This window comes from Streptosporangium sp. NPDC001681 (assembly GCF_040298085.1).
GTDB lineage: Bacteria > Actinomycetota > Actinomycetes > Streptosporangiales > Streptosporangiaceae > Streptosporangium.
Map to the genome: position 1 here is coordinate 1 of NZ_JBEOZN010000067.1, position 19636 is coordinate 19636.

General features: G+C 71.2%; 18 protein-coding genes. 7 read left to right on the forward strand and 11 right to left on the reverse strand.

What is annotated here, in order from left to right; translation table 11 throughout:
- The first annotated feature begins 105 nt into the window (after nucleotides 1-105).
- The 3 genes from ABT130_RS27395 (at nucleotide 106) to ABT130_RS27405 (ending at nucleotide 2144) form a co-directional block, all read left to right on the forward strand.
- A complete protein-coding gene (locus ABT130_RS27395) occupies nucleotides 106-309 on the forward strand; it encodes a WD40 repeat domain-containing protein (protein ID WP_350959941.1) in 204 nt (67 codons plus the stop codon).
- Nucleotides 310-493: 184 nt separating this feature from the next.
- A complete protein-coding gene (locus ABT130_RS27400) occupies nucleotides 494-1534 on the forward strand; it encodes a WD40 repeat domain-containing protein (RefSeq protein WP_350959944.1) in 1041 nt (346 codons plus the stop codon).
- Between the two features lie 82 nt (nucleotides 1535-1616).
- The gene (locus ABT130_RS27405; protein ID WP_350959946.1) at nucleotides 1617-2144 is read left to right on the forward strand and encodes a hypothetical protein; all 528 of its coding nucleotides are present in this window, start codon (nucleotides 1617-1619) and stop codon (nucleotides 2142-2144) included.
- A 340-nt stretch (nucleotides 2145-2484) separates the two neighbouring features.
- Here ABT130_RS27405 and ABT130_RS27410 read toward each other — a convergent pair whose 3' ends face one another.
- Nucleotides 2485-3162 (reverse strand): TetR family transcriptional regulator, encoded by a 678-nt coding sequence (locus tag ABT130_RS27410; protein ID WP_350959949.1) that lies wholly within the window; start codon nucleotides 3160-3162, stop codon nucleotides 2485-2487.
- 98 nt (nucleotides 3163-3260) lie between these two features.
- Here ABT130_RS27410 and ABT130_RS27415 point away from each other — a divergent pair, with 98 nt between their 5' ends.
- The 3 genes from ABT130_RS27415 to ABT130_RS27425 all read left to right on the forward strand — a co-directional run bounded on the left by ABT130_RS27415 (nucleotide 3261) and on the right by ABT130_RS27425 (nucleotide 5029).
- Nucleotides 3261-4190, forward strand: coding sequence for a zinc-binding dehydrogenase (locus ABT130_RS27415; protein WP_350959952.1), 930 nt, complete (start codon nucleotides 3261-3263; stop codon nucleotides 4188-4190).
- Between the two features lie 282 nt (nucleotides 4191-4472).
- Nucleotides 4473-4682, forward strand: coding sequence for a hypothetical protein (locus ABT130_RS27420; RefSeq protein ID WP_343974976.1), 210 nt, complete (start codon nucleotides 4473-4475; stop codon nucleotides 4680-4682).
- Between the two features lie 2 nt (nucleotides 4683-4684).
- Nucleotides 4685-5029, forward strand: coding sequence for a DUF1036 domain-containing protein (locus tag ABT130_RS27425; RefSeq protein ID WP_343974979.1), 345 nt, complete (start codon nucleotides 4685-4687; stop codon nucleotides 5027-5029).
- A 169-nt stretch (nucleotides 5030-5198) separates the two neighbouring features.
- On the opposite strand, the gene ABT130_RS27430 is transcribed toward ABT130_RS27425, so the two are convergent.
- The 7 genes from ABT130_RS27430 to ABT130_RS27460 all read right to left on the reverse strand — a co-directional run bounded on the left by ABT130_RS27430 (nucleotide 5199) and on the right by ABT130_RS27460 (nucleotide 13965).
- Nucleotides 5199-7034, reverse strand: a complete 1836-nt coding sequence (locus tag ABT130_RS27430; protein WP_350959954.1) for a GTPase family protein — start codon at nucleotides 7032-7034, stop codon at nucleotides 5199-5201.
- Nucleotides 7031-9091 (reverse strand): ABC transporter, encoded by a 2061-nt coding sequence (locus ABT130_RS27435; RefSeq protein WP_350959957.1) that lies wholly within the window; start codon nucleotides 9089-9091, stop codon nucleotides 7031-7033. The genes ABT130_RS27430 and ABT130_RS27435 overlap by 4 nt, the downstream gene beginning before the upstream one ends.
- Before the next feature lie 326 nt (nucleotides 9092-9417).
- Nucleotides 9418-10134: a response regulator transcription factor gene (locus tag ABT130_RS27440; RefSeq protein WP_350959959.1), complete on the reverse strand. Its 717-nt coding sequence runs from the start codon at nucleotides 10132-10134 to the stop codon at nucleotides 9418-9420.
- Nucleotides 10135-10183: 49 nt separating this feature from the next.
- Nucleotides 10184-10768: a hypothetical protein gene (locus ABT130_RS27445; RefSeq protein WP_350959961.1), complete on the reverse strand. Its 585-nt coding sequence runs from the start codon at nucleotides 10766-10768 to the stop codon at nucleotides 10184-10186.
- 28 nt (nucleotides 10769-10796) lie between these two features.
- A complete protein-coding gene (locus tag ABT130_RS27450; RefSeq protein WP_350959964.1) occupies nucleotides 10797-12068 on the reverse strand; it encodes an ABC transporter permease in 1272 nt (423 codons plus the stop codon).
- Nucleotides 12065-12796, reverse strand: coding sequence for an ABC transporter ATP-binding protein (locus ABT130_RS27455; RefSeq protein WP_350959967.1), 732 nt, complete (start codon nucleotides 12794-12796; stop codon nucleotides 12065-12067). The genes ABT130_RS27450 and ABT130_RS27455 overlap by 4 nt, the downstream gene beginning before the upstream one ends.
- Nucleotides 12793-13965: an efflux RND transporter periplasmic adaptor subunit gene (locus ABT130_RS27460; protein ID WP_350959970.1), complete on the reverse strand. Its 1173-nt coding sequence runs from the start codon at nucleotides 13963-13965 to the stop codon at nucleotides 12793-12795. Before ABT130_RS27460 ends, ABT130_RS27455 begins: the two co-directional genes overlap by 4 nt.
- 148 nt (nucleotides 13966-14113) lie before the next feature.
- On the opposite strand from ABT130_RS27460, the gene ABT130_RS27465 reads away from it, so the two are divergent.
- Nucleotides 14114-16018 carry an efflux RND transporter periplasmic adaptor subunit gene (locus ABT130_RS27465; RefSeq protein WP_350959972.1) on the forward strand — a complete coding sequence of 635 codons (1905 nt, stop codon included), beginning with the start codon at nucleotides 14114-14116 and terminating at the stop codon, nucleotides 16016-16018.
- A gap of 111 nt (nucleotides 16019-16129) precedes the next feature.
- Here ABT130_RS27465 and ABT130_RS27470 read toward each other — a convergent pair whose 3' ends face one another.
- Genes ABT130_RS27470 through lhgD form a run of 3 tightly spaced genes read right to left on the reverse strand, consistent with a single transcriptional unit; the run spans nucleotide 16130 to nucleotide 19444 of the window.
- The gene (locus ABT130_RS27470) at nucleotides 16130-17512 is read right to left on the reverse strand and encodes a sensor histidine kinase (RefSeq protein WP_350916149.1); all 1383 of its coding nucleotides are present in this window, start codon (nucleotides 17510-17512) and stop codon (nucleotides 16130-16132) included.
- Nucleotides 17512-18219, reverse strand: coding sequence for a response regulator transcription factor (locus ABT130_RS27475; RefSeq protein ID WP_350959974.1), 708 nt, complete (start codon nucleotides 18217-18219; stop codon nucleotides 17512-17514). Before ABT130_RS27475 ends, ABT130_RS27470 begins: the two co-directional genes overlap by 1 nt.
- A 34-nt stretch (nucleotides 18220-18253) precedes the next feature.
- A complete protein-coding gene (gene lhgD, locus ABT130_RS27480; protein WP_350959976.1) occupies nucleotides 18254-19444 on the reverse strand; it encodes an L-2-hydroxyglutarate dehydrogenase in 1191 nt (396 codons plus the stop codon).
- Nucleotides 19445-19636 lie beyond the last annotated feature (192 nt).

The window sequence follows — 19636 nt, forward strand, 5'->3', positions numbered from 1 at the left end:
TCCGGAAGACACCGCCCCGACGCCCTGCACAGTCTTCCGCGACCTGCGACGCAGCGGTTTACCGCCAATGACTGTCCCGCTGTTCCTCAACCCCGTATATCGTCGGTGGCCTTCAGCCCGGACGGCGAAACCCTCGCCACCGGCAGCGCCGACAAGAGCGTGAAGTTGTGGGACGTGGCCGCCCGCAACACCGTCGCCACCCTCACCGGCCACACCGGCGAGGTCTTCTCAGTGGCGTTCAGCCCGGACGGCACAACCCTCGCCACCGGCAGCGCCGACAAGAGCGTGAAGTTGTGGCCGATCCGCTGACCCAGTAGATCATCACCGCTTCAGCCCTACCGCCAAAATCCGGTCCGATCCTCCCCGAAGGCCCGTCCGGCGCGGCCGCGCTCCGGAGCCGTTCGCCGCCGGCGAGCTGCTCGGCCCGGGCGGGCAGAAGGTGATGCAGAGGCATACAAGTCAATCTCAAGCGTGATCTTCTACACCTACGGGGGTGAATACGATCTCTCCGCGGCAGCGCCGTTCACTATCTCGCCGTACCCTGCTCCGGGGCGGGCTCGGCGCCCTGGCCGCCATCGGCGTGCCGACCATGGTCGCCTGCACCCCCGACCCCGCACCAAACGCCACCAAACCCACACCGAACGCCGCCAACCTCGCCCTGAGCGCCACCCTCACCGGCCACACCGATATCGTCCGCTCGGTGGCCTTCAGCCCGGACGGCAAACTCCTCGCCACCGGCAGCCTCGACCAGAGCGTGAAGTTGTGGGACGTGGCCGGCCGCAACACCATCGCCACCCTCACCGGCCACACCGACTGGGCCTTCTCGGTGGCGTTCAGCCCGGACGGCAAACTCCTCGCCACCGGCAGCGGCGACCAGAGCGTGAAGTTGTGGGACGTGGCCAGCCGCGAAACCGTCGCCACCCTCACCGGCCACACCGACCTTGTCACCTCGGTGGCGTTCAGCCCGGACGGCAAACTCCTCGCCACCGGCAGCGCCGACCAGAGCGTGAAGTTGTGGGACGTGGCCGGCCGCAACACCATCGCCACCCTCACCGGCCACACCGACGATGTCTACTCGGTGGCGTTCAGCCCGGACGGCAAACTCCTCGCCACCGGCAGCTTCGACGACACGGTGCGGTTGTGGGACGTGGCCGGCCGCAACACCATCGCCACCCTCACCGGCCACACCGACGATGTCTACTCGGTGGCGTTCAGCCCGGACGGCAAACTCCTCGCCACCGGCGGCCTCGACCAGAGCGTGAAGTTGTGGGACGTGGCCGGCCGCAACACCATCGCCACCCTCACCGGCCACACCGGCAATGTCTCCTCGGTGGCGTTCAGCCCGGACGGCAAAACCCTCGCCACCGGCAGCCTCGACAACAGCGTGAAGTTGTGGGACGTGGCCGGCCGCAACACCATCGCCACCCTCACCGACCACACCGAATATGTCACCTCGGTGGCCTTCAGCTCGGACGGCACAACCCTCGCCACCGGCAGCACCGACAAGAGCGTGAAGTTGTGGCAGGCCCGCTGACCCAGTAGTAGCTCATCACCGCTGCAGCCCTACCGCCAAAATCCGGTCCGATCCTCCCCGGAGGCCGATGAAAGGGGAACGAATGAGGATTCCGGGAGGCGCCGCCGTGTGCCTGCTGGCGGCGGCCGTGGGCGAACTGCTGGTCGCGGGGGGCACTCTCATCCTGCTGCCTCCCCTTCAGGGGGAACTGACGGCCCAGCACGAGCGCGACAATGGTGTGGACTACTCCTTCTTGGAGAGCGCGGTGTCCTCCCTTCAGGGCTGCATGTGGGCCTACGCCGCAGCCGGTGTGATCACGCTGGCCCTGGCGGTCCTGGCGTGGCGGCGAGGCGGGACCGTAGGGGCGCGGACCGCCACCGCGTTGAGCCTCATACCGTACGCCGCGTTCTATCTTGTCTTCGGCCTGCTGGGGTGGTTGCCGTTGGACGAGTGGCATGCCCAGCTGCCACAGCGGACCTCGGCCGATGGGCATGGGATCTGGTACTCGGACATGATCCGCGGGCTGGCGGGCGTGGCCGGGCTCCTCTACCTCGCGGGGGCGATTCTGCTGTTCTTCACCGAGCCAAACGTTCGCCAGGCGCATCGGGTCGAGGTCTCCTCCGAGACGTGACCGCCCATGGCGCGGGGCGGTCACCGATCCGGCTGCGCACGATCACTCCACGGCGTGAACGTGGCGGCATGGACCCTGAGCTGAACGCCGCCATCCGCGCTACTGTCCGCCTCGATTTGGAGAAGTGAGGGCGCGGCTCCGGAAGACACCGCCCCGACGCCCTGCACAGTCTTCCGCGACCTGCGACGCAGCGGTTTACCGCCAATGACTGTCCCGCTGTTCCTCAACCCCGCAGATGACGAAGACACGAAGGCTTTGAACTTCAACACACCTACTTGACAGGGAAGCAGGAAACCGCGCAGACCCGCGCGGACGTACAACTCGTTGACCTGACCTGTCTCTACGAGGGCGTCTGAGCTTCCTCCCGTAGGCCGAGGGTCAGCGTGAGGCTGCCCGGGATCGCGGCGAAGGCGTCGCGGGTGTGGGCGGCCAGTTCGGCGCGGGTGGGGGCACCGGGCCGGGATATCCATGTCTCCAGGGCGCAGTGGAACGCGGCGACGAGCATGTCGAGGGCGAGCCTGGGGCGCAGGTCGTACGGGTCGGCCAGGTTGAACCTGCGGTGCAGGATCGCGAGTGCGGCGCGGCTGGTGCGGTCGCAGAAGTGCAGGCCGTGCGCGTCCATCGAGGGGGCTTTCTCCGCGAGTCGGCGACTGAGCCGAACACGGTTCTCCCAGCCCTCGGCGGTCATCCGGTCGAGGGCGGCGAGCAGGGCGTCCTGAAGCATCTCCAGGACGGGGCGGCCACCGGGTTCACGGGATTCGAGGTCGTCGAGGAAGGCGGTCCACAGGTCGTGGACGGGCGCCATCGCCACGTCTTCCTTACTGCTGAAGGTACGGAAGAAGGTGCGCTTGGAGATCTCGACCGCCGCGCAGAGCTCGTCGAGTGTCGTGCCGTCGAAACCCCGCTCGGTGAACAGCTCCAGAGCGGTGTCGATCAGCGCCTGGCGGGTGCGGAGCTTCTTGCGCTCGCGCAGCGGCAGCCGGTCGGCCGGGGCGGTCGGTGAGGGCGAGGTGGTCATCGCGGCCAGTCTAGCGAGATACGAATGCCCCTTATAGGCTTATGCCACTCAGTGGCATTATGGTGATCGTCAACGTCCTCGCGAAAGGTTCACGACCCATGCGCGCTCTGCTTGTCGACCGTTCCCTGCCCGGCGGGTTGCGATCCGGCGAGGCCCCCGACCCCGCCCCCTCCCCCGGCCAGGCACTGATCAGGGTGACCGCGACCTCCCTCAACTACGGCGAGGTCAAGTTCGGCCTGGACAACGCGCCCGAGGGCAGCGTGCCGGGCTGGGACGCGGCCGGGGTGGTGGAGCGAGCCGCCGCCGACGGCTCCGGCCCGGCCGCGGGCACCCCGGTGGTGACGCTCGCCGCCGACGGCGCGTGGGCCGAGTTGCGCGCCGTCGACACGGAGCTGATCGGCACGGTGCCGCAAGGTGCCGACCTCGGCGCGGTCGGCACCGTCCCGGTGGCGGGCGCCAGCGCACTGCGCGCCCTGCGCCGGCTTGGCCCGATCGCCGGAAAGCGGGTGCTGATCACCGGCGCCACCGGCGGGGTCGGACGGTACGCCGTGCAGCTCGCCCGGCTCGGCGGCGCGCACGTGGTGGCGTCCACCGGCGACCCGGGAGCGCACGAGAACAGCCTGCGGGCACTGGGCGCGCACGAGGTGGTGGCCGGCCCGTCCGAGGTCGATGCCCCGGTGAACGGCATCGTCGAACTGGTCGGCGGACGCCAGCTCGTGGACGGCTTCGACAAGCTTGCCGAGGGCGGCACGCTCGTGTCCGTCGGGCACGCGACCAGCGAGGGCGAGCACTTCCCGTTCGGGGCGCTCTTCGGCGACCAGGGCCGCCACGACCGCTCGATCGTCACCTTCTTCCTGCTCGCCTGCTCGGGCCTGGCACCGGACCTGACCTGGCTGGCCGGGCAGGTCGCGGCCGGCCGCCTGGACCCGCAGATCTCCTGGCGGGGCGGCTGGGACAAGGCCGCCGAGGCGGTCGAGGCTCTCCGCGACCGCAGGCTGCACGGCAAGGCGGTTCTCGACATCGGCTGAGCCGGTCACGTTTCCCTGATTCGCGAACGGCGGGCAGGCGACCAGACGCTCCTTCCTTGATGATCCGGGTGTTTCCGCACACCGGGGCGCACGGAAACACCCGGATCAAGGAAGAGCCGACAGCGCCCTCCCGGCCCCACTCCGAGATCCGCCGTCTCGTCGAACCCGTTCCGCCGACGCACTCACTGTGGAAATGAAAACGATTCTTTACATGACCTTGATTATGACTGTATGTTGTTGCCCGATCACCCTACGCACTCAAACGAATGTAGGTGAGCAACCATGCCGGACAACGGCACCGAACATCCCCCGGACCCCCGGGTGGCGTTCGCGGACGCCACGGCGGCCAGCACGGGAGAGACGAGCGAGCGGCCGGGAGCGGCCGACCGCGTCGCGGTCGTCGCGAAGAGCGACGACCACCTTCCCCCGGTGGCCGGCGAGGCGCTTGACGACAGGCCCCTCGCCCTGCGGTTCACGGAAGCGGAGGAGTAGACATGCAGCTGCGTTTCCGTAACCGCTACGGCTCCAAGGTGTGGGTCGCGATCATGTTCTACAGCCCCGACGGCTGCCGCGACTACGGTCAGTGGGGCACCCGGGGCTGGTGGGCCATCGACCCGGGCGGCGAGGCGTTCGTCCTCAACACCAACAACCGCTACGCCGCCTACTACGCCGAGGCCGCCAACGGGGCCGTCTGGACCGGCGCCTACGGCCCGATGTACGTCTACCAGAACGCCTTCGACTCCTGCATCAACATCGGCAGCACCGCGGCCAGGCGCGTGGGCACCCGTCTGATCGACATGAACGGCTACTCCACGTACTACGTCAACCTCGTCGCCTGATCCACCCCTCACCTGACGCCCCGACCGGCACTGACCGGCCCGGCCCTGTGGTGAGGACCCATCTGAGCGCCTCCTGCGTGACGGACACCGATCTCCCTTCTCCGGGTCCGTCCCCTTCTACCGGGAGGCGCTCGCCCCCAGAGCGCACCTTCTCTCCTGAGAGATCACCTCACCTGCGAGTCCCGTTCCGGGCCAGCGTGACCGCTTCGGCAAAGCGGTGATATCGGGACAGCTCCTCCTCCATGGGGTCGAGCACCAGCTCACGGGCGACCCGGTCGACACTCGCCCGCAGCGCCCTCGCCGCCCTGCGGGCGCGGCGCCGGCCGCCGAGCCAGGAGGCCACCCGGGAGAGCAGCGCGATCAGCAGGCCGAGCAGGACACCCCCGATCAGCAGCGTGGTCGGCCAGGGCAGCTCTCCCGCGGTCGGCAGGTAGAGCTGCGGAAGTCGTAGGTAGTCGATGGCGACCAGGGCGAGCAGCCAGGCCCCTCCGGCGAGCACCGTCGCCAGTGCCAGCCACTGCGCCAGCCCGGCCAGCCGCCACCACAGGGGCCGCCGGGCGGCACCGAGAGAGGTGGTGGCGACCGCTCGGTCCAGGCCGTCCTCCAGTTCGTCCCCGTGTGACCTCGCCGCCTGCCGCACGGCCGCCGTCCACGGCGCGGGCAGCCCGGCCGAGGCGCTTCTCGCGGCCTCCCTGATCGCGTTGTCCATCCGGGAGCGCTGGACGACCGTCGCCACCGGGATCGAGGTCCTCCCGACGATTTCCCCCTGCTCCCCCGACTCCCCGGAGACGCGGCTGGTGGCGTCCAGGCGGAGGCGGCGGAGCGGATCGGGCCGCAGGCGGCGGATCCATCGGGTGGGCGGCCATCCCGTGGCGGCGACCGAGCGGTGCCGGTAGGACCTGGCCACGGCCTCGACGACGACCGGCACCCCGGCGGCCTCCGACAGCGCGTCCCTCAGCGGCTTCACCAGATTGTCCATCGAGGGGGTCTCCCCCGGAGTGGTGGCGCTGGACGCCTCTCCAAGCGCGTCGGCGGCCATGCCGGTGTCGGCGGCGAGACGTGCGGCCCAGGACCGCCGGTCGGCGACCCGGGAGGCGAGCAGGGAGCGCAGCTCGGGGATGCCCGCGCCGGTGCGGGCGGAGACCCCGATCACCGGCACCCCGGCCAGCCCGTCGGTGTCGAGGAGCCGCCGGAGGTCTTTCAGGCACCGCTCGGCGGCGGCCGGGGAGAGCCGGTCGATCTGGTTGAGGACGACGACCGTGACCTCCCGGTGCCGGGCCAGCGGCCTGAGGTAGCGGTCGTGAACCGCCGCGTCGGCGTACTTCTGCGGATCGAGCACCCAGACCAGCAGGTCGACCAGCTCGACGAGCCGGTCGACCTCCAGCCGGTGCGAAGGCACGATCGAGTCGTGGTCGGGCAGGTCGAGCAGGATCAGTCCCGCGGCCTCCCCGCCCATCCCGGACGGCTGACCGACGGGCACGGGAGCATCGGGGACGGCGGAACGGATCTCGCGACCGCCCTCGGAAACGCCGGAGCCGGGAACGTCGAGAAGCTCCTGCTCCCCGGAGCCGAACTCCTCCTGGGCGACGTCAGCGGAGCGGATCTCGCGACCTCTCTCGGGGGTGACACCGGCCGAGCCTGAGGTGTCGAGAAGCTCGTGGCGGCGGGGGACCCCCAGCCAGTCGAGCAGCGGTCCCGCCCCGCCGCCCTCCCAGAGGGCGGCCTGGGCGGTCGAGGTGGTCGGCCGGGTGACCCCGACCGTGGCGAGCGAGGTACCGGACAGCAGGTTGAACAGCGAGGACTTACCGCTGCCGGTGGCTCCGGCCAGCGCGACCGCCGTGTGGTCGACCGACAGGCTTGCCCGTACTCCGGCGCGGGAGACCACCGAACGCGCCGCGGCGACCGCCTCGGCGTCCAGCCGCCCGTCGGCCAGGTCGGCGGCCCGCGCCAGCGCCGCCAGCCGGTCGTCCAGCGAGACCGCCTTCTCCCGTCGCAGCAGCTTCACGCCTCGCCCGCCTCTCCCGCGCCGGGAGCCCGCCGGCCCCCGTCATCAGGTCCGCCCGGCGGACGCGGAGAGCCGGGCCCGCCTGTCGCGCGCGGAGAATCAGGTTCACCGTCCGCCCGTGGAGCACCGTCGGATCCGCCCGGCGAGCGCGAATGACCAGGTCCACCGGTCGCGTGCGGGAAATCCGGCCTTTCTGCCGGATGCTGGACGCCGTCGGACCGTCGCCGGGAATCGCGTACGGTCTCCGAGCCTTCTTCAGGCGCCGTCGTGGCGGAAGCGGCGGAACCCGCGCCCTCTGGGACCGCGCCCGGCGAAAGAGCTGCCCGGCGGTTCGCGACGGGCAGTTCGCGCAGGTGCTCGCGTACCGCGTCCGCGGTGGCGCGGAGGGCGGGGGCGGTGCTCTCGGGGGGCTGGACGGCGTCCAGGAGGGCGATGAACCGGTCGGCGTCCTCACCGAGCAGGATCGCCACCCGGGCGCGCAGATCGGAGCGGGCCTTGACGGTGAGGGTGCGGACGGCCTGGTCGCCGAAGACGGCCTCCAGGACCTTCTGGCTGAGCACGCTGGTGCCTCCAGCGATGCCGACCTCGATGCCGGTCAGGCCACCGGTCGAGGCGAACACCGCGAGCATCAGCAGCAGCCCGGCGCCGTTGAGTCCGAACGAGGTGATGCGGGCGGTGGTCCGCTTGTCCGCCCCCTCCTTTCTGACCAGGTCGAGCACGTACGACTGCCAGCCCCTGACCGCCTCCTGCGCCCTGGCGGGCAGGTCGGCGGAGGCCCTGCCGAGACGCCCCGCGGTGGCGACCCCCTCGCGCTCCAGCAGGGCGCGCCCCGCCGGGTGCGACGACCACGACTCCATCAGGCGCTCGGCGGCACCGTCGGCCGAGGCCCTGATCAGTGCCTCCACCCCGCTCTCCAGCGCGACCCGCAGCTCGCTCTCCGGCGCGGGCCGCCCGGTGACGAACGCCACGACCCGGTCCCTGAGCCGGCCGACCCGGCTCTCCAGGGAGCGCATCAGGTCACCGGTCCCGATGAAGTCCTGCCAGCGGGCCAGGACCTCCCCCCTCAGCAGCGACCCGTCTCGCATGCCCTCGTCGAAGGAGGCGAGGCCCACGGCGTAGGCGGCGTCCGCCATCGAGCGCAGTTCGGCGGCCCCGGCGTGCTGGCGCTCGACCGCTCCGGCGAGCGCGGGAACGCGGGTGGAGAGGCTCTCCAGCGCACCGGACAGGGTGTGGCGCACCACGTCGGCGCGGGAACGGGAGTCGGCGGCGATGACGGTGAGCCAGTCGGCGATCGGCTGGACCGCCTGGCGCGGCAGCCGGGCGTTCTCCTCGGGCAGCACCAGCTCGGGCACCTCGAAAAGCTGAGTTCCGCCCAGACCGTTGGCCTCCAGCAGCCGGGCCAGGTCCTTGCGCACCACACCCAGCGCCTCCGGCGGCACCCGGGAGAGGATGACGGCCAAGGCCGTGCTCCGCTCACTGGCCGAGCGCAGGAAGCTCCAGGGGACCTCGTCGGCGTACCGGGCGGCGGTGGTGGTGAACAGCCACAGGTCGGCGGCGGCGAGCAGCTGGGCGGCCAGCTCGCGGTTGGCGGTGACGACCGAGTCGATGTCGGGGGCGTCCAGCAGGGCCAGTCCCGGCGGGAGTGCCTCGGTGGTGACGACCCTGAGCGAGCCGGGCTCGCCCCTGCGGTTCCCGGTGACGCGGGGCAGACCGGGCAGGATGTTCTGGGCGGTGAACCAGTCGCGGTCGGCGGGACTGGTGACCAGGGTGGGGGCCATCGTCGTGGGCCGCAGCACGCCGGGCTCGGAGACGTCCGCACCGACCAGGGAGTTCACCAGCGTGGACTTGCCGGCCCCGGTGGAGCCGCCGACGACGGCGAGCAGCGGGGCGTCGATGGCGCTCAACCTGGGGATGAGGTAGTCGTCGAGCTGGCCGGTCAGCTCGCGCAGTGCCCGGCGGTCAGCCGTCACGTCGCCGATCGCGAGGGGGAACAGATCACGGTCGAGATGTCGCCGCAACTCTCGCAACGTCTCCAGCAGACCGTCGTTGTCGCCCATACGGTCGATCCTGCCCGACAGGATGCCCCTCTAGACGCGATCGGCACCACCGCTCGCCCGGGTCATGGCGGCGAACCCTGCCGACGGGACCCCCTCCAACGAAATTGGCCCCACCGCCTGACCGGGTTACGGGGGCGAACTCGGTAAAGCGGTGGGGCCCAGCCCTCGGATCCCAGCCGCGGACCGTGCCGGACTCGTCTCCCCCGCAGCTGGAGGCGAGCCCGAGTCCATCGGATGGCTCCGAGGCGATCGGGGGTCGTGCAGTGTCTATTTGAACACACAAAACTCAGAATCAGGTCAGGTAGCGCTGAATATCGGCTGAAAATTCAATCACTGTGCGGGGGGCGCAGCACGTACCCCACCCCGCGGAGGGTGTGGATGAGCCTCGGCTCGGCCGTGTCGACCTTCCGGCGCAGGTAGGAGACGTAGGACTCGACCACTCCGGCGTCGCCGCCGAAGTCGTAGTTCCAGACGTGGTCGAGGATCTGTGCCTTGGACAGCACCCTGCCGCTGTTGACCATGAAGTAGTGCAGGAGCTTGAACTCGGTGGGCGACAGCCGCACCGGAACGCCGGACCGCCAGACCTGGTGCGCCTCCTCGTCCAGCTCCAGGTCACCGACCTGCAGGCGGGCCGGCAGGTCGAGGTCTCCCCTGGTACGCCGGAGCACGGCCCGGATGCGGGCGAGCACCTCCTCCAGGCTGAACGGCTTGGTCACGTAGTCGTCGGCCACGCGCAGCCCGGCGACCTTGTCGTCGGTACCGTCCCGCGCGGTGAGGAAGAGCACCGGCATCTGCCCGCTCATCTCCCGCAGCCGCCCGGCCACGGCGAAGCCATCCATGTCGGGCAGCATCACGTCCAGCACGACGAGGTCGGGGCGGATGCGCTCGGCGAACTGCACAGCCTCCCGACCGTCCACCGCGGTCACCACCTCGAACCCGGACAGTCGCAGGCTGGCCGAGAGCAGCTCCCTGATATTCGGTTCGTCGTCCACGACCAGCAATCGGGCTTCCACTCTGTCCAGCACCCCCTGAGGCTCGCTCACCTCTCTGGAACGAAGCTCAGCCGAAGCTGAATGTTTCCTGGGAACCGGCTCACCGTCGGCCGCCCCCCTCGTTGATCGCGGTCGCGCTGACCGAGCCGTCCTCGGCCCTGGCTCCCTGTACGACCACCGTGCCACCGGGCTTGAGGTCCGCGACCTTGCCCTCCTTGGTGAGGCGCACGGACGTCTCGTCCGTGGTGTTCACCGTCACGACGGATCCGTCGGCCGTCTGGAGGTAGACCTTCTCGCCCTCCACCCGCTGCACGGTGCCGACGGTCATGCCGCCCCGGCCGCCACCGCCCTGCCCCGGCCCCGCCCCCGGCCCTTGGCCCGGCCCCTGGCCACCCTGCTGCCCGTTTCCAAAGCCGCCGTATCCATTGAAACCGCCGGGACCCGCACCCTGCCGCATCGCGGCTCCCGGGGAACCGGTGGGACCGGACGCGCCACCCGTCGCCTTCTGCACCTGGATGCCCACGATCACCCCTGCCACGAGCATCACCCCGGCGCCCAGCACGAGGGTGAGCGTGGACAGCCGGCGCGGCGGCCGGGCCGCCAGCTCGCTGTCCAGGTCCCCCCGGAACGGGGAGCCCTCCAGGGATCTCCCCGCCGGGACCGTCTCGTCGGCGTTGCCGCCCATGTCTCTCTCCTTGCCTAAGCCGTACGGGTCACTCGTGGCGCAGGGCCTCGATGGGCCGGAGCTTGGCCGCCCGGTTGGCCGGGTAGCCGCCGAAGAACAGCCCGATGCCCACCGAGACGCCGAGGGCCAGTGCGATCGAGGACGGCACGAGCACCGGTGAGATCCCGGCGATCGTGAAGCGGGTGCCGGCGAACGCGATCGCGACGCCCAGCAGGCCGCCCACCAGGCTCAGCACCGTCGCCTCCAGCAGGAACTGGCCGAGAATGGCGCTCCTGGGCGCGCCGATGGCCTTTCTGATGCCGATCTCCCTGGTCCGCTCGGTGACGGTGACCAGCATGATGTTGGTGATGCCGATGCCGCCGACCAGCAGGGAGATGGCGGCGACCGCACCGAGCAGGGCGGTGAAGATCCCGATGGTCGAGCTGACCGTCTCCTGCAGGGTGGCCTGGTTCAGGATCCGGTAGTCCGCGGTGCCCGTCGGGGTGATGCCGTGCCGCTGGTTGAGTACGGCGGTGACCTCGGCCTGCGCCGAGTCGGTGGCGTCCGCACCGGTCGCCTGCACGATGATGGAACCGAGCGCGCCGAACCCGGTCAGGCTCTGCTGCACGGCGGGCAACGGCACGATGGCCACGTCATCGGCGTCCTGCATGCCCGTGGAACCCGACTCCTTGAGCACCCCGATCACGGTGAACGGCACGCCTGAGACGCTGACCGGCTTGCCGACCGGATCGGCGGTGCCGAACAGCCCCTCGGCCACGGTCCGCCCGATCACCATGACCTTCCTGGCGGCGATCACGTCGTCGTTGACGAAGTAGGTACCGCTCTCCACGGGCTTGTTCGTCGCCTCGAAGTAGCTGGGGTAGGTTCCCACGAGCTGCGCGATCGTATGGCTGGCGCCCTCGTGGACCGCGGCGGCCGAGTTCGCGGTCACCACGGGCGACACGCTCCGTACCGAGGGCACCTGCTCGCGGTCGGTCAGCGCTCTGGCGTCCTCCAGGGTGAGCGGCCTGGCCTGGGTACGCGGGCCGGCGTTCTGTCCCGCGCTCACCCGGCCTCCCCCGGCGCCGCCGAAACCGCCACCGCCTCCACCGCCCCCGGCGAAGGACGCCGAGATGGTGAGGGTGTTGGCGCCGAGCCGCTGGATGGACTGCTGGATGCTCTGTGAGGCTCCCTCGCCGAAGGCGACCAGCAGGATCACGGCCGCCACCCCGATCAGGATGCCGAGCGTGGTCAGGAAGCTGCGCAGCTTGTTCGCGGCCAGCCCGCGGAGTGCGAACCGCAGGATCTCCAGTTGGCTCACGCGATGACCTCCGGCATGCGGGGCGGGAGCCCGTCGACGGGGGCCTGGCGGCGGTCCTCGATGATCCGGCCGTCCACCAGACGGATGACCCGCTTGGCGTGAGCGGCCACGTCATCCTCATGGGTGATGATCACGATCGTCCTGCCTGAGACGCTGAGCCCGTCGAGGATGCCCAGCACGTCCTCGGTGGAGGCGGTGTCGAGGTTGCCGGTCGGCTCGTCGGCGAGGAGGAGGGCGGGCGCGGTGACCAGCGCCCTGGCCACGGCCACCCGCTGCTGCTGGCCACCGGAGAGCTCGTTCGGCTCGTGGCGGACCCGGTCGGAGAGACCGACCTGCTCCAGGGCCGCCAGGGCGCGGGCCCGCCGGTCCGCGGCGCCGACCCCGCCGTACGCCATGGGCAGCTCGACGTTGGCGAGCGCGCTCATCCGGGGGATGAGGTTGAACGACTGGAAGACGAAGCCGATCTTCCGGTTGCGGAGCACGGCGAGCCGGCGCTCGTCCAGCGAGCCGACATCGGTGCCATCGATGTGGTAGTCGCCCGAAGTGGGCACGTCCAGGCAACCCAGGATGTTCATGAGCGTGGACTTGCCGGACCCGGAGGCGCCCATGATGGCGACGTAGTCGCCCCGTTCGACGCTGAGCGAGACACCGCGCAACGCCCGAACCTCGGCGTCTCCTCGGCCGTACACCTTGGTGATGTCCTTCAGGGAGAGGACGGGGACGGTCATCTGCCGGCCCCTCCCCCGCCGCCGAAGCCGCCACCGCCGCCGATACCGCGACCGCCGCCCCCGCCCCCGAGGCCGGGGAAGCCGCCCTGCTGGGTGGTCCCGGTGGCCGCCGGGCGGACCACCTGGTCGCCCTCGTTCAGCCCGGACTTGATCTCGGTGAGCGTGTCGCCCTTGACCCCGACCTCCACCTGGACGGGCACCTGCTGCCCGTCGCGCAGGCCCGTCACCGTGCTGCGGGAGCCCGTGGTGGAGATCACCGTGGAGGAGAGCGCGAGCACGTTCTCCACGCTCTCGACGACGACCCCGACCGTGGCGGTCTGGCCCAGCCTGACCTCGTCCGGCACCTCGGTGAAGGAGATCGTCACCGGGTACTGGACCACGTTGTTGCTGGTGGTGGCGGTCGGCTGGATCTGGGTGACCTTCCCGGCCGCGGTGACGCCGTTGAGCGCGTCGAACCCGATGGAGGCCGCCTGGCCGACCTTGAGCCGGGTGACGTCGGACTCCGTGAAGGTGCCGACGAGTTGGAGCCTGCCGGTGTCCGCGATGTCGATGAAACCGCCCGAGCCGCTCGCCGCACCGCCGGAGGAACCCGCACCGGCCGCGTTGCCCGAGTTGCCCGCGCCGCCGGTGTTTCCGGTGTTTCCGGTGGCCTTGGCGGAGGCGCCCGAGGAGCCCCCGACCGTGCCGTTGACCGCGGTGACCGTACCGGAGAACGGCGCCTTGATGACCGTGCCGTCCACAGCGCGCTTCGCGGCCCGGTAGGTGTTCCTGGCCGTGATGTACTGGGCGTAGGCCGCGGCGGTCGAGGTGTCGTCGTCCGCGGTGTCGAGGGCGGCGGCGGCCGCGTCCAGGCTCTCCTGCGCCGAGTCGTCGTCCAGCCTGGCGAGGATCTGGCCCTTGGTGACCTTGTCCCCCACCTTGACGTAGATCTTCTCGACGGTGCCGCTCGATGCGAAATCCAGCGCCCGCGCGCGGGCGCTGGCCACGGTCCCCGAGGCGGAGACGGAGGCGGTGACGGAGGCCCGGGTCACCTGCACGGTCCGCACCGCGGCGTCGGCGGATGAGGCCTCGCCGCCGAGGGAGGAGTAGGCGATCACCGCTCCGCCCAGCAACAGGACCCCGAGGGTCCCGTTCACGATCAGCGCTCCGCGCTTGGTCGACAGCTTCACAGCGCTCGACCCTGGCGTACCAGGCTTGGGCCTACCCCGACAAAGGCTGAAGATTTCCTGTAGACCGTGTCGTACCGCTCAGGATGCACAGCAAACCTTCAGGCACCTGTGAGCATGCTGTGAATCAGACGGTCCAGGATTGTCCGCCATGAGACCGACCCATCTGTCGAAGAACCTGCGCGTGGGAGGGCTTGCCCTCGCCGCCCTCGTCCTGGTGGGCGCGGGCGCGATCGTCGTACTCGACGGCGGCTCCGACCAGGCTCCCCGGGTGGAGTTGGCCTCCGCCAGGCGCGGGACGGTGACCGCCGCGGTGTCGGCTGCGGGCAACACCGTGGACGACGGCACCCGGGACCTGGCCTTCGGCGGATCGGGAACGGTCACGAAGGTCTATGTCAAGGCCGGGGACAAGGTCAGCAAGGGGGATGTGCTCGCCAGGATCGGCTCCGCACCCGCACGCGAGCGTTACACCGCCGCGAAGGCGCAGCTCGCGGCGGCCGAGGAGGCGCTGGAGGAGACCGGAAGCACGACCGGAAACACAGCGGGGGACGCGACAGGCGGAGCTCCCCAGCAGCAGCAGTCGACACCGGGCCAGACCGGGACCGGCCGGTCCGATCCCGCCGGGCAGACCGGATGCGAGCCCACCGCGACGCGGCCTCCGGGGGCGGGCGCCACCCCCGCACCGACCGGGACGAGCGCCCCGGCCCCGGCGCCCGAGCCGACCGGAGCGGAGCGGGAGGTACGGGTCGTCCCGGCCGCTGGTATCGCACCCGCCGGATACCGCCTCATGACGGCACCGGTCACCCCGACGCCCGTACCTGACCCGGCGCGCTCCTCCACTACGGCCGCCGCGCTCACCCGGACCTCGCCCGCGACGCCCACTCCCACCCCGTCAGCGGCGGGACGGCCGGGGGACGACTCTCCCCAGCCCGCCCCGACGGTCACCGTCACCGTGACGGCCGCTCCGACGGTGACGGTGACGGCCACCGCGACGGTCACCGTGACCGCGAGGCCGGACGGTGGCGGGCCGCCCGCGACCACGGAGCCGGTGCCCACGGCCCAGCCCTCCGGTCCGACGACCGGCCCGGGTGGGCCCGCAGGACCGACGGCCCACCCCGGCCCGACAGCCGCCCCCACCGGCGCGGCCAGGCCGACGGCGACCGCCAGGCCCACCACCGTCAGGACGCCGACCCCCGGACCCACCGGATGCTCCACCCCGAAGCCGGGCGCGAACACCGGCGCGGGTGCGAACGCAGGCGCGGGTGCGAACGCAGGCGCGGGTGCGGGCCGGAACTCCGGGCAGGCCGCCAAGCAGGGCACCGCCCCGAACACCGCCCCGAACACCGCCCCGAACACCGTCCCGAACACCGGACAGAGCGGCGGGGCCGGGCGGGGGACGCTCAGCGTGGAGCAGGCCGAGGCCCGCGTGAAGCAGGCCCAGGCGGAGCTGACCGACGCCAAGGAGGAACTGGCGGGCGTGCGGATCGTCGCTCCCGCCGACGGCACCGTCATGTCCGTGGCCGGCGCGGTCGGCGACAGCGCGGGCACCGGGACGTTCCTCACCCTGGGGGACCTGGACGAGCTTCAGGTGGAGGCGCTGTTCACCGAGTCGGACATCGGCAGCCTGGAGCTGGGCCAGCAGGCGGCGATCACCCTGGCCACCCGGCAGGGGAAGCGGTACACGGGCACCGTGACCGGCATCGCCCCCACCGCGACCACCACGGACCGCCTGGTGAGGTACGGCGTCACGATCGCGTTCGACGAGCCCCCGGCGGACCTCATGGTGGGCCAGACCGCCTCGGTCACCGTGACCGTCGCCAAGTCGGCGGAGGCTCTCTACGTCCCGGCCCAGGCGGTGAGGACCAGTGCGGGGGTCTCCCGGGTCACCGTGCAGGGCGGCGTCGAGCGGGTCGTGGAGACGGGTGTCCGGGGCGACCAGTACGTCGAGATCACCTCAGGGCTGGCCGAGAACGACCGGGTGGTACTGCCCGGCGGCGCGGCCGGCGGGGAGTTCCCCGACAGCAGCTGGCCGGAGGCCGGCACCGGCGCCCGCTGAGCCCGGACGACCATCGCCGGCACGAGAGCCGGGGTGGGGCCGCCACACCCCGGCCCCACCCCGAACGGACAGGCGACACCAGGCAGGACCGGCGTCGTACCGGACGGGAGGTCAGTCGGACTCGGGGGCGAGGGGAAGAAGCACCCGGAACGTCGCGCCCTTGCCGAGTTCCGAGTCCACGGCGACGCTGCCGCCGTGGGCCTCGACCATCGCGGCCACGATGGCCAGGCCGAGCCCGCTCCCGCCGTCCTCGGGGGCGCGGCGCCCCCGGGCGGAGTCGACCCGGTAGAACCGCTCGAAGACGCGTTCGCGCTGCTCGGAGGTGAGGCCGGGCCCCTCGTCCGCGACCTCGATGACGGCCATCCCGTCATCGGCGGAGAGCGCCACCCGCACGGGGGTCCGCTCGGGAGTGTGGGTGAGCGCGTTGGTCATGAGGTTGCCCACGACCTGGCGGAGCCGTACCTCGTCGCCGGAGACGATGAGCGCGGAACCGTCCACCGAGAGCGTGACCTCGCGCTCAGGGGCGAGGATGCGGGCGTCGTGGACGGCGTCGGCGGCGATGGCGAGCAGGTCGACCGGGCGCATGACCAGCGGCCGTTGCTGGTCCATCCGGGCGAGCATCAGCAGGTCGTCGACGAGCAGGCCCATCCTGACCGCCTCGGACTCGACCCGGCGCATCAGCGGCGCGGCGTCGATTCCCGGCCCCTGCCGGTAGAACTCGGCGAACCCCCGGATCGAGGTCAGCGGCGTGCGGAGCTCGTGCGAGGCGTCCGCCACGAACCTCCGCATGCGCTCCTCCGACCTGCGAGCCGAGGACTCCGACTCCGAACGGGCCCGAAAGGCGGTCTCGATCTGGGCGAGCATGCCGTTGAGCGACCGGCCGAGGCGGCCCACCTCGGTGCGCGGGTCGGCATCGGGGACCCGGCGGCTCAGGTCTCCGGCGGCGATGGCCTCGGCGGTGCGCTCGATCTCCTCCAGCGGGCGCAGGCTCCTGCGGATGATCAAAATCCCGGCCCCGGCGAGCATCAGCATCAGACCGCCACCGCCGAGAAGTTCCACCAGCGCCAGCTGGCCGACGATCTGCCGGACCTCGGCCATGTCAACGGCGGCGACGAGATTTCCACCGCCGTTCAACGGGACCGCGCGAGCTCGCCAGTCGCCGCTGTCGAACGGCCGGTTGTCCTGGCCCTGAGGCACCGACGGCCCCGGCTTGCCCTCCACGTCGGCGCCGCTGTAGACGTCGAAGGTCCTGCCGCTGGAGCCGCGGAGCTCCAACCTCGCGTCGGGCGACAGCGGCTTGCCGATCGGTATGACTCCCCGGTTCATCCGGCGCAGCGCGGTGTCGACCATCATGTCGATCTGGGTGTCGACGCGGTCGATCAGGTAACCACGCATGATCGAGACACTGCCGATCCCGATGAGGGTGAGCGCGATCGTCAGCAGGGCCAGGATGACGGCGATCAGCTTCACCCGCAGCGGGGTCGCGTTGAGCATCACGGCGTCGGCGGCAGGCGCAACACGTATCCGACGCCGCGCAGCGTGTGGATCAGCCGCGGGTCCGTGTTGTCGATCTTGCGACGGAGCACAGAGACGTAGGACTCCACGATCCCGACATCGCCCCGGAAGTCGTAGTCCCACACGTGGTCGAGAATCTGGGCCTTGGACAGCACCCGCCCCGCGTTCGCCATGAAGTAGCGGAGCAGTTTGAACTCCGTGGGTGACAGTGCCACCGCCTTGCCCTTGCGCCACACCTCGTGGCTCTCCTCGTCGAGCTCGACGTCCGCGAAGTTGAGCCGGGGCTGGCGGGGGGCGAGGTCGCCGGAGCCGGTACGGCGCAGCACCGCCCTGATCCGGGCCACGACCTCCTCCAGGCTGAACGGCTTGGTCACGTAGTCGTCCCCGCCCAGGGTCAGCCCCCGGATCTTGTCCTCGGTGGCGTCGCGCGCGGTGAGGAAGACCACGGGGGTGTCGCTGCCACCACCGCGCAGACGCCGTACGACGTCGAAGCCGTCCATGTCCGGGAGCATCACGTCAAGCACGATGAGATCGGGCCGGTGCCGCTGGACGGCGGCGACGGCGTCCGTGCCGTTGCCCGCCGTGTTGACGCCGAACCCGGCGAACCTCAGGCTCGCGGCCAGAAGCTCAAGGATGTTCGGCTCGTCCTCGACGATCAGCAGACGTGCCTCGGGTGAGTCGGTCACTGGTCTATTTTCACCGGCCCACATGAGAAAGCAGTTAACTGGTCAACACAGAGGCTAACCCCACAATATGTCTGGCAATGGCCAGACTGGAGGTTGCCGCCGGTGAGGGGGCGTTGCGCACGAGGGCGACGCGGCCGTGCACGTCGATCGCGAAGTCGTCCAGCATGCCGCCGGAGGCGTCCACGGCCTGTGCGCGAACGCCGCCGGTGGTCCTGACCAGGTCGGCGGCGGTCAGGGCCGGGACGTAGCGGCGCGCGGCCTTCAGGAACGACCTCCTGCCCATCGAACCGGTCACCTCCCTGATCCCGGTCCGCCAGTGCCGGGCGGCCAGCCGCCGGGTGCCACGCCAGGCCAGAATCCGGCCCAGCTCCGCCAGGTCGACGTCCCGCCAGGAGTAGCCCTCCAGCGCCAACGCCATGACCGCGTTGGGGCCGACCAGCACCTCACCGTCGATCCTGCGGGTCAGGTGCACGCCGAGGAACGGGTAGCGGGGGTCGGGAACCGGGTAGACGAGCCCTCGGACCAGGTCCTTCGCCGCGCCGGCCAGCGCGTAGTACTCACCGCGGAAAGGGACGATCCGCACGTCCCCGGCGGCCTTGACCATCCGTGCGACGGTGTCGGTACCGAGCCCGGCACAGACGATCAGCCGGTCGAAGCTCAGCGTCCGCTCCCCCGCCAGGACCTTCACCCCACTCGCGGTCTCCCGTACCGCGCGCACCGGATGTGAGAGCAGCACCGATCCGCCGTTCTCCTCCACATCCGCGGCCAGACGCCTGGCGACGGCGGGGAAGTCGGCGATCGCGGTGCGCGGGGAGTGCACGGCACCCGTGCCGACGGTGTGCGGCTCGACCTCCCGCAGGGCCAGCGCGTCCAGCTCGGCGATGCCGGGAACCCCGTTCGCGCGGGCCCGCTCGGCGATCCGCCGCAGCTCGGGCCGCTCGGCCGAGGTCGAGGCGACGACGAGCTTGCCGACCTCGTCGTAGGGGATACGGTGCTCGGCGCAGTACTGCCGCAGCAGTGCCACGCCCTCACGGCAGAGCGTGGCCTTGAGCGAGCCGGGCCGGTAGTAGATCCCGGCGTGGACGACGCCGCTGTTGTGCCCGGTCTGGTGGGCTCCGACGCGGTCCTCCTTGTCCAGCACCGTCACTCTGGCCCCGCGGGTCAGCGCCACCTCCCTGGCCACGGCCAGACCGACGATCCCCGCACCGACGACCCCGACGTTCATCGCCACCCCCCACCCACACCTCGACCCCGATACCCATCGCCGACACCCACCCACAAACCGGCCACGGCCAACCCGACGTTCATCGCCGTCCCCCGCCCACACCTCGACCCCGGCACCCATCGCCGACGCCCACCCACGAACCGGCCACGGCCAACCCGACGTCCATCGTCGACTCCTGACTGTGAGGTGGTC

Coding starts and splice junctions, on each gene's coding strand:
- ABT130_RS27405 (WP_350959946.1), top strand. CDS start 1,617: ATGAGGATTCCGGGAGGCGCCGCCGTGTGCCTGCTGGCGGCGGCCGTG.
- ABT130_RS27410 (WP_350959949.1), bottom strand. CDS start 3,162: ATGACCACCTCGCCCTCACCGACCGCCCCGGCCGACCGGCTGCCGCTG.
- ABT130_RS27415 (WP_350959952.1), top strand. CDS start 3,261: ATGCGCGCTCTGCTTGTCGACCGTTCCCTGCCCGGCGGGTTGCGATCC.
- ABT130_RS27420 (WP_343974976.1), top strand. CDS start 4,473: ATGCCGGACAACGGCACCGAACATCCCCCGGACCCCCGGGTGGCGTTC.
- ABT130_RS27425 (WP_343974979.1), top strand. CDS start 4,685: ATGCAGCTGCGTTTCCGTAACCGCTACGGCTCCAAGGTGTGGGTCGCG.
- ABT130_RS27435 (WP_350959957.1), bottom strand. CDS start 9,091: ATGGGCGACAACGACGGTCTGCTGGAGACGTTGCGAGAGTTGCGGCGA.
- ABT130_RS27445 (WP_350959961.1), bottom strand. CDS start 10,768: ATGGGCGGCAACGCCGACGAGACGGTCCCGGCGGGGAGATCCCTGGAG.
- ABT130_RS27455 (WP_350959967.1), bottom strand. CDS start 12,796: ATGACCGTCCCCGTCCTCTCCCTGAAGGACATCACCAAGGTGTACGGC.
- ABT130_RS27465 (WP_350959972.1), top strand. CDS start 14,114: ATGAGACCGACCCATCTGTCGAAGAACCTGCGCGTGGGAGGGCTTGCC.
- ABT130_RS27470 (WP_350916149.1), bottom strand. CDS start 17,512: ATGCTCAACGCGACCCCGCTGCGGGTGAAGCTGATCGCCGTCATCCTG.
- lhgD (WP_350959976.1), bottom strand. CDS start 19,444: ATGAACGTCGGGGTCGTCGGTGCGGGGATCGTCGGTCTGGCCGTGGCC.